This is a genomic window from Microcystis sp. T1-4 (genome assembly GCF_000297435.1).
In the GTDB taxonomy this organism is placed as follows: domain Bacteria; phylum Cyanobacteriota; class Cyanobacteriia; order Cyanobacteriales; family Microcystaceae; genus Microcystis.
In genome coordinates this window covers 1-15468 of sequence record NZ_CAIP01000323.1, presented here as the reverse complement: position 1 = coordinate 15468, position 15468 = coordinate 1, and the positions used below count along the sequence as shown (strand labels likewise).

Here is a 15468-nt window from a genome sequence, read left to right as displayed (position 1 = left end):
GTTTGCCATGGCATAGACATCATTAAGGTTGGTTCGGGTTAATTGCTCGTACAAACTATTTGACAATACCTCTAATTTTAGCTTTGACTTTTTCAATGAATGAAGAAGAATTCACATCGTGGAGATGTTGCTTCCTCGCTTTACTTAGGATTGATGCCACTAAACCAAAGGAGGACTGAGAAGAAAAAATCAAATCATTGCAACTGGCTAACAAATACATATCCATTAATGCTTCTATGCCATTTTGAACGCGATCAGGACATTGATCCCAGTTCTGGTGCATTCTTTCTCCCGATGGTGGAAACCATTTTGGTGTGGTGATAATATTTGGGAACTCCTCTTGAAATTTTTCAACAACTTCTTGAGAATCTGTCGCCAAGAAAATGCTGTTAAATTTATTGTTTTTGTTGATTTTTTTAGTATTAGTAATTAGCTTATCTAAAGGAATCTTCATGTCTGTATATCTAACATGAACGCCTAGGGTATTCACTCCAAAGTAAGATGATCGGAAATCTTCGATAGACTGAACAATTTCAGGTTTCAGGCTTAGATGAGAGTTTAATACCTGTTTGATAATAGTACGATCATCCATTTTTGCCAAGTAATCGAACTTCCCATGAAAGAGTTGTCTCATCTGGTTGATTTTATGAGTATAGGCACAGAAAACCAGAATCTCACTCTCATAATTTGTTCTAGATAATTCAACCGACATAGATTGATCCGAAATCCTTAAATCTTTTCTTAGTCCACCAAAAGATTGATCTAACTTATCAATCCATATCTCAGGATAGACAGACTTGGTATCAGGTATAGATTCTACTGAAACGGTCTTTGGACAGTTAAAAAATAGAGGGAAGGAGTTGATATCGTCATGACAATAAGTATTATCCCGCCAATCAATAACTAACTGGCGATTACTAATTTCACTATAGATTATTGCACCACAGGCGGCCAGAATTCGGTTTCCCATGCCAGAGGAACCTTTACAAATCAGAAATTTTCTAGAGCTATTCATATTTTCTATTAAGTATCTACTAAACTATAAACCTAGGCGACGGCGAGCTCTTTTCAAACTAAAGGGGGAGTGAGCCATAAATAGCTTCACAAATTCTAGGCGACGCAGATAGAATCTGTTGGGTTAAACCCTTTAAAACGGATCTTCTCGACTTTGTGTGATAATTTTTGCTTATGTAAGGTTAAATGCTTACTGGGCAATACTTTTAGGACTATTTTGTGGAAGAAACTATCAGTATAAACCTCGTTTCCACACAGAAACCAGAAGATACTTAAAACTTCCTTGAGTAGGTCGGAACGAGTAAAAACTGTTAAAATAACTGGCGGCAAAGAACTAGGTAAAGGCACCTCATCAAGAGACATTGGTAAACTTGTTAAATTCATAGACTACCGCAAAACAAAAATTTTAACATCTGCACAAATCATGCCCAATATGGTAACACCTTAATTTGACTGTGTCAAGCTTGATCACACTTAGATAACTCCCAGCTAGAATTTTTTGACCTTAACTGGAGAGAAAACTTTTATTATAATGTTCTATCTCCTGTCTCCTTTTCATGACCACTTACTTAACCGTAACTTTCTATCCCTAGATAAAATTTTGCATAGTTAGCGATTACTAAAAATTATATCATTGAAAACCCCTATCGGTCATTAAAGGGATAAGGAATAATTATTTTAGATACTTTATGTTTTTTCTCACCTGCTTCTCTAAGTATCTTGAGTCAGATAGCGGATGCGAGATTTCAGAAATTCAGCGACTCCATAAATTTCATCAAGACTGTCTATATTCGTGGTTGCTTTTTTACCAGTTTCAAAGTTATCGGGAATACTGATTGATTTCTTGCCAGTTTTTTCATTGAAGCACAGACGACAGACTGTTTTAGTTGGTTTTCCATCTAAGTTGATACCAAAATAACTTCTAGTGTCTTTGTATTGAATCCGTGCGGTATTGATTTCTTCCCGTAGAATTGATTTAATAATGTAAAATACTTCCAGTTTTTCGGGATTAATTTCAGGTTCCTCTGTTTCTTCTGGTGGAGTATCTTCTGCTGGTGTATCAGGAGGATTTTGTCCAGTTTTTTTGATGATATCATTGATATACTCTTTGAGAGAATGCTTAATAATTTCTGTGAATTTTTCAACAACCAATGCAGTTCTCACTCCAGAATACACATGACTAACAAAAAACTTAACAAATTCGGGGGAAGGATCATTTAATTGCTGGGCAATCACTTTTTTAACTTCTTTGGTGTACAATAAATTGCGAGCAGCCTCTTTTATTTTGCCAGAATTGAAGTCAGATGTGCTAGTGCTAGATTTAGAAAAACGTTTTAATTCGTTAACAGAAGAGTCGTCAAAGTCGAGAATGTTAAACTCAAAAAATGGCTTATTGTCCATGATATTATCCTTGACGATATCCGTATAAAACCGATAGATAATCCCATTAGTTAAAACTCCAAAGTTAGCTCCAGTTGCATTAAAATATCGATGCAGTTGGGAACTATGTTTAGGATGCTCAAGATTTTGATGACAGCTTTTACATTCCATCAAAATAATCGGTTGATTGTCCAAACAAATAGCATAATCTACTTTTTCTCCTTTTAATCCAGTTAAATCGGCACTATATTCGGGGTGAACTTCCATGGGATTGAACACATCGTAACCCCATGCTTGCAAAAAAGGCATAATAAAAGCTGTTTTGGTTGCCTGTTCGTTTTGGATTTGAGAACGAGAGGTTTCAACTTTTTGAGCAATTTCTTTGAGTTTATCGATTTCCATGATAGCCTCATTATCTAGGATGTGTGGGTTCTCAGCCTAACCATAATTTAACCTTTTTTTTACATCAGGGTCAAGCATTTTTTACTGTCATCATCATTGATTCACAAATATTTACACTAATCCAGTGCCATCCGGATATTTTGTGCTATCATTTCTAGGAACGGGTTATTTTTCTTATGTCGCCATTTGATCAAAGATAATGCTTGCTTTAGAACAGCTTTATGAACGGGAGTATGATCGCTGGTTAAGCGAGACGATCGAGTTATTAAAAAATCGTCAGTTCGATCGGGTAGATTACGAACATTTAATCGAGGAGTTGGCAGCTTTGGGACGAAGCGAAAAAACTGCTGTTAAAAGTTTAAGTTTACAAATAATAATCCATCTCCTAATTTATCAATTTTGGACAACAGAAAAAGAAAGAAATAGTAATCATTGGGCGGCAGAGATTATCCCTGTTCGAGTACAATTAGAAGATAAGCTCACCACCAATTTAAGCAAATTTCTAGAACTAGAGTTAGAGAATATCTATGAAAATGCCCGCTTAATTGCCGAAAAAAAGACAGGATTAAAAAATTTACCGATAATTTGTCCCTACTCTCTGACACAAATTCTTGAGAAACAGTGGTTTCCCGATACAGATAATCAATAAACTCTCAAAAATATGGACTCTCACAACAGTGAACCGATTATAATTGCCGAAGCTGTGGAAAAATGGTATGATAACCGCTTTCATGCTTTGCGGGGAGTCAATCTCACTGTGAATAAACAGGAAGTGGTCGTGATTATGGGTCCGTCTGGTTCGGGAAAATCCACCTTTATCCGCACTTTTAACGGGTTAGAATCCTATCAAAAAGGCCGCATTATTATTGACGGAATAACTGTGTCCCACAACCTCAAAAATATCGAGGCAATCCGTCAGGAAGTTGGCATGGTTTTTCAACAATTTAACCTATTTCCCCATCTGACGGTATTAGATAATGTCACCCTCGGGCCGATGTGGGTGCGCGGTTGGAAAAAAGCGCAAGCGGAGGAAATAGCGAGAAAACTCCTCGAAAAAGTTGGTATTCTCGAACAAGCGCTTAAATATCCCCCTCAGTTATCGGGAGGACAACAGCAGCGGGTGGCGATCGTTCGCGCTTTGGCCATGCAGCCGAAGGTGATGTTATTCGATGAACCCACCTCAGCTTTAGACCCAGAAATGGTGCGAGAAGTCTTGGAAACGATGCAAAGTTTAGCCAAATCGGGGATGACCATGGTTTGTGTCACCCACGAGGTAGGATTCGCGCGAGAAGTGGCCGATCGAGTGGTATTTATGGATCAGGGTTTAATTTTGGAAATTGCCCCCCCAGCAGAATTTTTTAATAATCCTCAATCCGATCGAACTCAGCAATTTTTAGCAAAAATTCTTTGATTTTCCATGACTTGCTCTGCAAAATTAAGTTATCGAGCAGCTATCGAGTCAAAATATCGGCTCTTTTGGATTTGGTGGGTAAAATGTATTCTAAGATACAGTCCTGCTGGCGAGGGAGTGGAAGGAACCACAGAGACACAGAGGACACAAAGATCGATCGAGCCTATGTGAGTTAAACTCATCACACAAAGAATAAGATATCCGAAGATTTTGGATTTTTGCCAGAAATCTATGATTAAACCATCTCTTTTTCTTTTTCTACCTCGACTAAAAGGGGAACGAGATTTTCATTTAAACGACCGGCTCGAATTAGTTCTGCGTAGGTATTAGCTTCGATATCAAGTAAAGTATCTTGAAATTGTTCGGCCACCACGTCTTTTAATTGTGGGTTTTCCTGTAGTAATTTTTGCAACTGATCGCCCAAGGACTTTAATTGTCCTTCCACCAGAGTTTTTTTGTCGCGATAAAATTCGGGATCGATATCGGGAAAACGTTCTGGTTGTTGCAGATAATTAGACACCCTAGTTAAAGCAATCTGACGAGCAATTAAGGCCGAATATTCGCTCCGAATCGGTTGATCACCAATAAGATTGAGGGCATTTAACAGCCATTGTATAGATAATCCTTGCACCAATAAAGTAAATAAAACCACCCCAAAAACCACGTCAATAATTTCTTGACGGTAGGGGATAGAGGTAGGAACACTTAACGCTAGGGCGATCGAAACCGAACCGCGCAATCCTCCCCACCATAACACCGTTCTTTCCTTGAAACTGATCCTATTACCCGTAATTAGGTTACTAATTCCCCCTAGTCCAAAAATTGAGAACAGACGGGAAACCACCATAGCGGCGATCGCTATTAAAATCCCGGTTAAGTGACTGCCGAGACTCTCAAAACGAGTTTGATCACCGATCAGTAAAAAGATGATGGAATTGACAAAAAAGGCGATAAATTCCCAAAATTCGCTAACTACCAGGCGCGTGCGGGGACTCATACCAATGCGCGAACCGAGATTACCGAGAATAATCCCGACAATTACCACCCCAATCACACCGGATCCGCCTAATTTTTCCGTGACGAGATAGGTTCCATAGGCAGAAACTAGGGTGAGAGACTGTTCCACAAAAGGCAGATCGAAGCGTTGGGTAAGGTAGGAAATGCCGAAACCGATCACGCAACCCACACCGATGCCAATCCCCACAAAGGTGCAGAAACGAGCGATCGTCACGGGGACGGAAAAGGTATCGACTCCCAAGGGAATCCCCACCAAGAGGACAAAAGCCACCACAGCGACCCCATCATTAAAGAGACTTTCCCCTTCCATCAGGATCGTCAGTTTTTTACTGGCCCCCAATTCTTTAAATAGGGCAATCACAGAGACGGGATCGGTGGCAGCTAGGGCAGCACCCAACAGAAAAGCGATCGATAGGGGTAAATTGGCAAAAATATGTAGGGGATAGGCGACTCCCAAAACGGAGATAATCACCCCGATAACGGCAAAAAGGACGATAGTAACCCAATATTCCTTTAATTTAGCCCAAGGAATATTCCAAGCGGCTTCAAAAAGGAGGGGAGGCAGAAAAATTTCCAGAATTAATTCCGGGGAAAGATTAACTAGACGCAAATCTAAAAAAGCTAAACCCATACCGACAATAACTAACAGCAGGGTGTAGGGAATTTTGCGGAGGAAGGCAACGGTTCTCGATAAAGTGGCGACACTCAAGGAAATGGTCAAAACTAGCAGGAATTGCTCTAAATTATGAGCGATCGCCTCGTTAGCAGTAGATTCTAGACTCATTATTTTCAGTTATCAGTTATCAGTTATCAGTTATCAGTTATCAGTTATCAGTTATCAGTTATCAGTTATCAGTTATCAGTATTAAGTGGCAATTGCGGGGCTTTCTTTTTTCTTTTCAGTGATTACTGTTTACTGATTACTGATTACTGATCACTGAAAAAGTCTCCTAACACCCTAGTCATTCGGGGACTGAGGAGAGATTTTCAAAGAGGAAATGACCCCTTCTTCTATGGGGGTTTCTGATGTATTTCTTTCGCCACCGAGAGAAGGAGTTTTACTATTGCCAGAACCGCCATCTTTGGGGGGTTTCGAGGAGAGGAATCGGGCCTCGAACTGTTTGATCAGCACATACAACACCGGGACGAGAAATAAACTCAACACCGTGGAAATCAGATAACCGCCTAGGATTGCAGTTCCCAGGGACCAACGACTCATCGCCCCGGCACCGGAAGCGATAACCAAGGGCAAGAAACCGACTAAACCGGAAATAGCCGTCATCAGAATCGGTCTTAAGCGTTCCGTCGAGGCCCGGGCTGCCGCATCGGGAATACTTAAACCCAAAGTACGGGACTGGTTAGCGAATTCCACGATTAAAATCGCATTTTTTGCCGCTAAACCGATCAACATGACCAAAGCCACCTGAGCATAGATATTATTATTCACCGTCGGGAAGAGACTACCCACTTGTAGTAAATTCGCCCGCAACAGTATGGCCCCCATGGCACCCAGGATCGCTAGGGGAACGGTAATCATGATGATAATCGGGTCAATGTAGCTTTCGTACTGGGCCGCGAGTACTAGGAAAACCACGATAAAGGCTAATCCGAAGATAATTGGGGCAGCCCCGGCGGAAGTTTTTTCTTGGAAAGCCGTACCCGTCCAAGCGTAACCGAAACCGGGCTGCAGGACTTTCCGACAAACATCTTCCATCACTGCGATCGCCTGTCCCGTACTAAAACCGGGAGCGGGATTACCCTGAACGTTAATCGAGGGATAGAGGTTAAAGTTAGTGATAATCGGTGGATAGGTGAAGCGTTTGACGCTAACTAAACCCGATAGGGGAATATTGGCCCCGGTACGGGAACGGACGTAAAGACGGTTGATATCTTCGGGATTAGAACGATAATCCGCTTCTGCTTGGGCAAAGACTCGATACAAGCGATCGCCTAAGACGAATTGGTTGACGAAGTTGGAACCGAGATAGGTTTGCAGGGTACCGAAAACGGCCTGCATATCGACGTTTTGGGCCTGTAGCTGGTTGCGATTGATGGAAAGTTCCAGCATCGGCGTGTCGGTGGTAAATTGGGTGAAAATTCCCGATAATTCCGGTCTTGTCCGGGCCTCGGCCATGACGTTATTAGCGTTGGCAATCAAAGCATCCATAGGGAAAGAAGCGCGGTTTTGGATAAATAACTCGAAACCGCCGGTAGAACTTAATCCATCCACAGGGGGCGCATTAACGGCGAAAGCGCGAGCATCTCGGACTTTAGTGGCTAATTCTCGGTTAATTTTCCTGAGAATGCCGAAAACTGACTTATCTTCCCCGGGCCGTTCCGACCATTCTTTTAACTTGACAAAAAATAGCCCTTGGTTGCTACCACTTCCAGCAAAACTAAAGCCCGCCATACCGACAAAGTGATCGATTTCTTCGATACCGTCGAGAATTTCTTCGTTAATCTGACGGATAACCTGGTCGGTGTAGCGCAGGGAAACCCCGGGGGGTGCTTGCACCAAAACGAAGGCATAACCTTGGTCTTCTTCGGGGATAAAACCCTGGGGAGTGGTGTTGTAACTCCAAGCTGTGAGAAAGAGGGCGGCGATAAAGAAGGGTAAAACCAGAAAGCGAACTCGGATCAGAAATTCGATCGAGCGTCGATAACCTTCTTTAACTGCGTTGAAACCCCGATTAAAGCCCTCGAAAAACAGTCCCAAGGGTCCGCGGGTGCGTTGGGGCGCTTTCATGATAATCGCCGACATGGTGGGGGAAAAACTGAGGGCGTTAAAGGTGGAGATGATAATTGAAGCGGAGATGATGACGGCAAATTGTCGATAAACGATCCCCACCGTACCGGGGAAGAAGGTGACGGGAATAAAAACCGCTAGTAGTACAAGAGAACTAGCGATCACCGCCGAGGTTAACTCGCCCATGGCATCGAGGGCAGCTTGCAATGGCCGCATTCCCTGCCGTAATTTTTCCGATACCGCTTCTACAACCACGATCCCGTCGTCCACCACTAACCCGGTGGCTAGAATGACGGCAAACAAGGAGAGGTTATTGAGAGAATAGCCTAAAGCTAGGGCGACGGCCATGGTTCCGATCAAAGATACGGGAATAGCGATCGCCGGAATGATCGTGGTGCGCCAATCCTGAAGGAAGATAAAAATGACGAGAATAACCAGTAAAATCGCCTCCACCAAAGTGCCAACGGCTTCTTCCAGGGAAGCGGCGACAAAGGCGGTATTATCGAGGGTAATGGCGATATTTAACCCCGGGGGAAAACTCGGTTCTAGTTCCGCCATTTTTTCTTTTACCAGTTTGGCAGTATTCCAAGCGTTGGAACCGGGCAACTGATAGACGATATAGACGACGGCGGGGGATTTGTCGAAATAGGCGGCGGTACTGTAGTTTTCCGCTCCGATTTCTGCGCGTCCCACGTCTTTAATTCGGATTAAATCGCCATTTTCCCCGACTTTGACGACGATATTTTCTGCTTCCTCCCCGGTGGCCACCCTACCAACGGCGCGAATCGCGATCTGGAATTGCTGATCATCGGGACTGGGATCACCGCCAATTGTCCCCGCACCCACCTGAATATTCTGTTCTCGGATTGCCTGTACTACTTGTTCCGCCGATACACCCCTAGCGGCTAAAGCATCGGGATTAAGCCAAAAACGCAGGGCGTATTCCCTCTCCCCGATGATGGTCGTACTACCAACACCCTCGATCCGGCGAATCTCGGCATCGATGACTCGATCGACAAAGTTACTTAAAAAGACCGTATCGTAGGGATAATTGCCCTTTTCGTCCGGTTTGGCGGAAATCCCGTAGGCAAGGGTAACGCTGGGGGATTGGGTATTAGTTGTCACCCCCTGCCGGTTCACTTCCTCCGGTAAACTAGCGGCCGCGGTACTGACACGGTTTTGTACCAAGACTTGGGCAATGTTCCGATCCATTTCCACCGGGAAAAAGACATTCACCGTACTTTGTCCGGTGTTGGTACTCTGGGACTGCATATAAACAATCTGTTCTGTCCCGTTAATCTGGCGATCGAGTACCGTGGTAACGTTATCCTGTACGGTTTTGGCATCGGTTCCCAAATAGTTGGCATTTACCGCTACCTGAATAAATGCCAACTGGGGCAGTTTTTCTAGGGGTAAAAAGGGAACAGCGATCGCTCCGATCAAAACGATTAAAATCGAGCAAACTGTGGTCAGAACGGGTCTTTTAATGAAGGTATCGGCAATACTGAGGATCATAGGGCGTTACTGGTTCATTTTTTCTAGGATAGTTGCGGCGGTGGGAGATTTACGAGTCAGATAATTAAATATTAATAGTTTAAAGATGGTATCTAGGATAACGGGAACAGTGGCCACAAACAAGCTAATAAATGTAATATTCTCGCGCCAACCAAAGTGCCGGAACAAAGTTTCTAAGATTACCGTCCAACCCTCCGCCGAATGAAAACCGACAAATATATCGGTAAAGAGAATAAAAATAAAGGCTTTGGTGATATCATTTAAGCTGAGAAAATAGCGACTAACATAAGCTCGCGTAATTGCCAATTGTTGACGACCAAAAATTAAGATCGAAATAAAGGCTATTAATCCCGTGAGATCCGATAGTAAGTTTTTCCAACCATCTTGACTTTCATAACCAGCTTCTCTGAATAATTCTTGCACCTGTTCCCGAAAGGTTTCTTCTGATTCATTCCCTACTTTTGCTACTCCTAAGACGTGCTTGATTTCTTCAATTTCTTGAAGTCTAGCAAATTCCCTGAGATATTTTTCGCCAATTTCTTGAGAAATATAAACTTCTGATATTTTCGCTCTATCCACACCAAAATAGTTTAAAACAGGGCTAAAAATAAAGTTCCTACTAATAACCTGCACCAAGAGAGGAACTAAAATAATAATCAGGATAAAACGAATAGCAATCCGTTGCTGTTGTCGCAAGGTACGGAGTTGTTTAATAACGGTTTGTTCGTATTCGGGGGTTAATTCTTGCTGGAAGTTAAAAAATTTATTACCAGTTGCAGGAGAAATTATCTGGTTATCTTTATCCCTGGGTTTATCATCGGTGAGATTGGTATTAGGCAGATTTGGGGTTTGATTATTCGGTAATGGGGGCAGCAATTCCCCTAAGTCTAGGCGATATTTACCGATAATATCCTCGATCGCCTTTAAAGTCTCTAGGATGTTATTATTTTCTGGGTTAGTTTGCGGATTGATAAAATTACCCAGACGCACTTGAGTTAAATCGAGACGTATCTGTAATAATTCTCGCTCTAGGGTACTTTGAAAGTAATCATAAACACTTTTTCCTCCCACGGCAGCCGGGGAAATTTTTTGTCCCCCAAAATGTTTATCTTCGATCGCTTTAATTTTCAGCGCTCTCTGATAAGCTGATTCTAAGGCCACTAAAGAGCGTCTTTCTACCCATTGATTAACTCGATTCCAAGGCACGGCTATAATCCTCGCTTTTCTGTCATCACAATCACCACGGTAAGCTATCAGCGTTGGCTAGATATCTACTTTCGAGAAATATCCATAATATTATTACATTTTGAGCGCAGGTGATGCACTCCCACCATTGAGGAAATACAACGTTTCTCATCAAAATAAATTGTAACCTAATTTGTTATCGACGACCGATGACTGACTCCCTAAAACGAAAACCTCCTAGCTCTCCCTTAAGATAAAGGCTATCATTAAATTTAGCAATAAATTTTAGAGATTGAATGTTCCTCGACAAATAAACTATAGTTACTTTGAAAGATTTCAGGAGTAAATCTATTAGCCTGTTGCCGACAATTTTCTGGAGCAATTTTATCAGCGTGATCAACAAAATATTTAACTGCTTCTACCAAAGATTGGGGATTTTGTTCCCCAAAAAGTAATCCTGTTCCCTGGGGAGAATTTTCCCGCAGATCTCGCACGGTTTCTAAAGCACCTCCGGCAGCAAATGCAATCACGGGAGTACCACAAGCTTGCGCTTCCACTAAAGCAATACCAAAATCCTCACAAGCAGCATAAATAAACGCTTTTGCTTTCGACATATATTCTGCTACCATTCGATCGGACACTGCCCCTAAAATCTGAATGTTATCCCTTGCTAAATGTCGGATTAAAGCCATCTGGGGACCATCTCCAATAACCACTAGGGGTAATCCCAATTGATTAAATGCCTCCACAATTAAAGGGACTTTTTTATAACTAACCAAACGAGAGACTACTAAATAAAAATCTTCTTTTTTCTCTTGGTAGGGAAAACGCTCAATTTGTACGGGAGGATAAATAACTTTTGCCTCCCGTCGATAACAGCGCCAAATTCGTCTAGCGGTGTGGTGGGAATTAGCCAGAAAATAGTCCACACGATTAGCAGAAATCACATCCCACTGACGCAAACCATGCAAAAGATAACGGGTGAAAATACCGGGTAATCCCTGTCCTAACTTACTATTAGCCAGATAGTCAAAAGTTAAATCCCAAGCATAACGCATCGGAGTGTGACAATAACAAATGTGCACCTGATCCGGTCGAATTAACACCCCTTTAGCCACACAATGGGAGGAGGATAAAATCATATCATAATCCTCTAAATTTAACTGCTCGATCGCTAGGGGAAGAAAAGGTAAGTATTTTTGTACGCCATTTCTCGCTTTCGGGAAGTTTTGCAGAAAAGTTGTCCCGATCGAGCGACCATAGAGATAACTATCGGGATTAGTGGACTCAAAATCGATCAAAGCGTATAAATCCGCCTCTAGACATTGTAAAATCTCCCTAACCACTAATTCCGATCCCCCCGTCGCCTTTGGGGTTAACCACTCGTGAACCAGAGCGTACTTCATAGGATAATCAATAATCTCAGCCGTAATTATAGCAGTAAGGGATCAATAGTTCACTTTCTGGTTTTCTCTTCCCCAAAATTACCGATACCTATCCGATCAAGGTAAAAAACACCAGAAAGAAATTATTAAAATTTTCCAGAAAAATTGCAAAGTTTAGTAAAAATTACTAGCAAGATCAGATGATCGAGTTCATAATGGGGATCAAGGAAAAAATAGACTTAAACCGATTGGGATCAAGAAAAACTAGCTTGATATACAGAAGATAACTAATTAATGAGGTTTGCTATGATCACCCTGCAACAAGTGCGCTGTCCTAATTGTGGAAATTTTGCCGAAAGACAGCATATTTTAGAACACCATCTCGTTAGCACCGCCTGTTCTCACTGTGATTATCTGTTAATTAGCTGCAGTCTCACAGGAAATGTACTAGAGTGCTATGCACCCGGTATTGGTTTAAGAAATTAACACTGCCCCCTAGCCGGATCGAAAATGTCTTGTCAAAATTAGAGTGAGAAGACAAAATCAAGGAGCTAAGTAGCTATGGGGGGTAATTTCTTCAAGGGAGCGATCGCCCTGGGGGTAATAGCGGGGATTATGGGATTTACCAATCCCCCCCAAGAACTTTACAGCGAATACGCCGCCGAAAAACTCCTCGCTCATGCCGACAAAATTGCTTGCGAGAAAATCAGTCTCTGTGACTCGATCGATTCTTTGCCAGTGGCAGCCAGAAATGTGATCAAAAATCAAATCTTAAAACCAGCGATCGAAACCTCTAGTCAACGGCAAAATTTAGGTGTGTTCAGTATTTACACCACAGAAGTACCGGGGGTGGCTAAAATTAGAACTATTGGCGCTTTTGGGCATTTCTTAACTTTCTCGGAGACTTAGGCTTTGATTAGTGCTGGTTTAACGGCTACCAGCTTAATAATGAGTTAAGATGATCGTGTTAACCCGCGATTTAAGCGATAGAGTCGTCAAGAATACAGATTAATGCTGCCTAACCGTGTTTAATTTTCTGCCCATTCTCCGAAAAGCGATCGCCCGTTGGTGGTCCGAATTCACCCTCCAAACTAAATTAATGGCTGCGGCTACTTTAGCCGTTTCTTTGTTGATGAGTGGTTTAACCTTTTGGGCGGTTAACACGATCCAGCAGGATGTGCGTCTCAATGATACCCGTTTTGGCCGGGATTTAGGGCTGTTATTAGCCGCGAATGTCTCCCCCCTCATTGCTGAGGACAATTTAACCGATTTAGCCCGTTTTTCAGCCCGTTTTTATAGTAGTACCTCCAGTGTTCGTTATTTAATCTACGCTAACGAGGAGGGTGAAATATTTTTCGGTATTCCCTATTCTACCGCCGAAGTTAAGAACTCCCTGACGATCGAGCGTCGCATTCAATTACCAGAAAATTATGGCGAAAATGGGGAAACTCCCCTCATCCGTCAGCATAAAACCCCCGACGGTGAAGTCACCGATGTCTTTGTTCCCTTAAATCATGAAGGCAAATATTTGGGAGTGTTAGCGATCGGGATCAATCCTAACGCTATTGTGGTGGCTTCTTCTAATCTAACCCGTGATGTTACTATTGCCGTTTTTGTCTCGATTTGGGCTATGGTGATTCTCGGGGCAGTTTTTAATGCTTTAACTATCACCAAACCGATCAAGGAGTTATTAGTCGGGGTAAAAAATATTGCAGCGGGAAATTTTAAGCAGCGCGTTGATTTACCCCTGGGAGGAGAGTTAGGGGAATTAATTCTCAGTTTTAATGAAATGGCGGAAAAATTGGAGCGATACGAGGAACAAAATATCGAAGAAATGACCGCCGAAAAAGCGAAACTAGATACGTTAATGTCCACTATTGCTGATGGAGCAATTCTCTTAGATACTAACTTTCAATTATTATTAATTAATCCAGCAGCTCGGGAAATATTTGGCTGGGAAGATCGGGAAATTATCGGTAAAAATGTTTTACATCTTTTTCCCTCGGAGTTAACCGTTAAACTAACTAAACCCCTCTATCAAATTGCGGCGGGAGAACCACTCCAGAATGAAGAAACCGCTAATCAAAATCAGAAAAATGCTGTTATTAATCAGGAAAATAATAACTATGCCCCAGCGGAATTTAGATTATCTTTAACTTACCCGAAACCCTGCACAATTCGCATTTTGTTAACTCAGGTATTCGATCAGTATCGGGAGAATGTCCGGGGAATTGCCATGACGCTACAGGATATCACCAGAGAAACAGAATTAAATGAGGCAAAAAGTCAATTTATTAGCAATGTTTCCCATGAGTTAAGAACACCTTTATTTAACATCAAATCTTTTATTGAAACCCTGACAGAATTTGGTGAGGATCTCAGCGATACAGAAAAAAGAGAGTTTTTAGAAACCGCGAATCATGAAACCGATCGCTTAACTCGTTTAGTTAATGATGTTCTCGATCTTTCTCGGTTAGAATCCTCGCGTAACTATAACTTAGATGCGCTCGATATCGGACAATTAATCGAACAAACCCTAAGAACCTATCAACTCAATGCTAGGGATAAAGGACTAGAATTAAGCTCGGAAATTGAAGCCAATTTACTACCAATTTTAGGCCATTATGATCTACTCTTACAGGTATTAACTAATCTAGTTGGTAACTCCCTAAAATTTACTCCTGCCGGCGGTAAAGTGGTGATCCGTGCCTATAAAATAAGCAGAGATAATCCCCAAGAAACTCTCAAAATTCGCGTAGAAGTATCCGATACTGGTATTGGCATCGATGCCGAGGATCAAAGTGCCATATTCGATCGCTTCTATCGGGTAGAAAATCGCGTTCATACCCTAGAAGGGACGGGATTAGGATTATCGATAGTTAAAAATATTATTGAAAAACACTATAGTCAAATTAATCTGATTAGTGAAGTGGGAATTGGCACAACTTTCTGGTTCGATCTAGACCTATATCAAGGCTTGATCGCCAGCAAAAAAATTAACGACGTGAGTTTATAAAAGCCAAAGCAATACTGGCCAAAATCAGGGTTAATAATAGCAATAATCCCTTATTTCTGAGACACCAATTTTTAAAAACCCTAGGCAGCGGGAGAGGAGGAATTTTTTCGGCTATTATTTGGCTATTTTTGTATAAAGTGCAACTGGTAGCGTAGGGACGTTGGGGAAAATTACAGCTATCATCGCCATGATAAAGACAGGTTTCACATAAAAACTCACCCGTGACGGCTTGATGTAGGGTCATACCGGGATGACCATAGGCCTTGAAAATATTAGCACAGTAGGGACATTGTAAGGCTTGACTATCGACCTTGTGCTGACAACGAGGACAGGTAATCATGATCGCTAAATTTTCCCTTTGAGGATTGTCATTGCTAAGGTAGATCCCCCCGCCTAT

13 protein-coding genes are annotated in these 15468 nt (G+C 42.0%); 5 read left to right on the top strand and 8 right to left on the bottom strand.

The window, feature by feature from the left end:
- Nucleotides 1–55 precede the first annotated feature (55 nt).
- The 3 genes from MICAI_RS16760 to MICAI_RS16755 form a co-directional block, all read right to left on the bottom strand.
- Nucleotides 56–1015: a NodZ family protein gene (locus tag MICAI_RS16760; RefSeq protein WP_039900424.1), complete on the bottom strand. Its 960-nt coding sequence runs from the start codon at nucleotides 1013–1015 to the stop codon at nucleotides 56–58.
- A 95-nt stretch (nucleotides 1016–1110) separates the two neighbouring features.
- Nucleotides 1111–1398, bottom strand: coding sequence for a hypothetical protein (locus MICAI_RS24225; protein WP_008204865.1), 288 nt, complete (start codon nucleotides 1396–1398; stop codon nucleotides 1111–1113).
- A gap of 327 nt (nucleotides 1399–1725) precedes the next feature.
- Entirely contained in the window at nucleotides 1726–2796 is a 1071-nt protein-coding gene (locus MICAI_RS16755) for a type I restriction endonuclease (protein WP_008204863.1), read from the bottom strand.
- A 199-nt stretch (nucleotides 2797–2995) separates the two neighbouring features.
- On the opposite strand from MICAI_RS16755, the gene MICAI_RS16750 reads away from it, so the two are divergent.
- Both MICAI_RS16750 and MICAI_RS16745 read left to right on the top strand, forming a co-directional pair.
- Nucleotides 2996–3445: a DUF29 domain-containing protein gene (locus MICAI_RS16750; RefSeq protein ID WP_008204861.1), complete on the top strand. Its 450-nt coding sequence runs from the start codon at nucleotides 2996–2998 to the stop codon at nucleotides 3443–3445.
- Nucleotides 3446–3457: 12 nt separating this feature from the next.
- A complete protein-coding gene (locus tag MICAI_RS16745; protein ID WP_002784428.1) occupies nucleotides 3458–4207 on the top strand; it encodes an amino acid ABC transporter ATP-binding protein in 750 nt (249 codons plus the stop codon).
- 235 nt (nucleotides 4208–4442) lie between these two features.
- On the opposite strand, the gene MICAI_RS16740 is transcribed toward MICAI_RS16745, so the two are convergent.
- The 4 genes from MICAI_RS16740 to MICAI_RS16725 form a co-directional block, all read right to left on the bottom strand.
- Nucleotides 4443–6008, bottom strand: a complete 1566-nt coding sequence (locus tag MICAI_RS16740) for a cation:proton antiporter (protein WP_008204855.1) — start codon at nucleotides 6006–6008, stop codon at nucleotides 4443–4445.
- A 174-nt stretch (nucleotides 6009–6182) separates the two neighbouring features.
- Nucleotides 6183–9485, bottom strand: coding sequence for an efflux RND transporter permease subunit (locus tag MICAI_RS16735; protein WP_008204853.1), 3303 nt, complete (start codon nucleotides 9483–9485; stop codon nucleotides 6183–6185).
- A gap of 6 nt (nucleotides 9486–9491) precedes the next feature.
- Nucleotides 9492–10691, bottom strand: coding sequence for a hypothetical protein (locus MICAI_RS16730; RefSeq protein WP_008204851.1), 1200 nt, complete (start codon nucleotides 10689–10691; stop codon nucleotides 9492–9494).
- A gap of 251 nt (nucleotides 10692–10942) precedes the next feature.
- Entirely contained in the window at nucleotides 10943–12076 is a 1134-nt protein-coding gene (locus MICAI_RS16725) for a glycosyltransferase (protein ID WP_008204849.1), read from the bottom strand.
- A gap of 285 nt (nucleotides 12077–12361) precedes the next feature.
- Here MICAI_RS16725 and MICAI_RS16720 point away from each other — a divergent pair, with 285 nt between their 5' ends.
- The 3 genes from MICAI_RS16720 to nblS all read left to right on the top strand — a co-directional run bounded on the left by MICAI_RS16720 (nucleotide 12362) and on the right by nblS (nucleotide 15071).
- Nucleotides 12362–12541, top strand: a complete 180-nt coding sequence (locus MICAI_RS16720) for a hypothetical protein (protein WP_002800600.1) — start codon at nucleotides 12362–12364, stop codon at nucleotides 12539–12541.
- A 75-nt stretch (nucleotides 12542–12616) separates the two neighbouring features.
- Entirely contained in the window at nucleotides 12617–12964 is a 348-nt protein-coding gene (locus tag MICAI_RS16715) for a DUF4359 domain-containing protein (RefSeq protein ID WP_002737573.1), read from the top strand.
- Nucleotides 12965–13079: 115 nt separating this feature from the next.
- Entirely contained in the window at nucleotides 13080–15071 is a 1992-nt protein-coding gene (gene nblS, locus MICAI_RS16710; RefSeq protein WP_008204843.1) for a two-component system sensor histidine kinase NblS, read from the top strand.
- Here the strand turns inward: nblS and MICAI_RS16705 are convergent.
- Nucleotides 15052–15411 (bottom strand): hypothetical protein, encoded by a 360-nt coding sequence (locus MICAI_RS16705; RefSeq protein WP_008204840.1) that lies wholly within the window; start codon nucleotides 15409–15411, stop codon nucleotides 15052–15054. The genes nblS and MICAI_RS16705 overlap by 20 nt on opposite strands.
- Nucleotides 15412–15468: the final 57 nt, after the last annotated feature.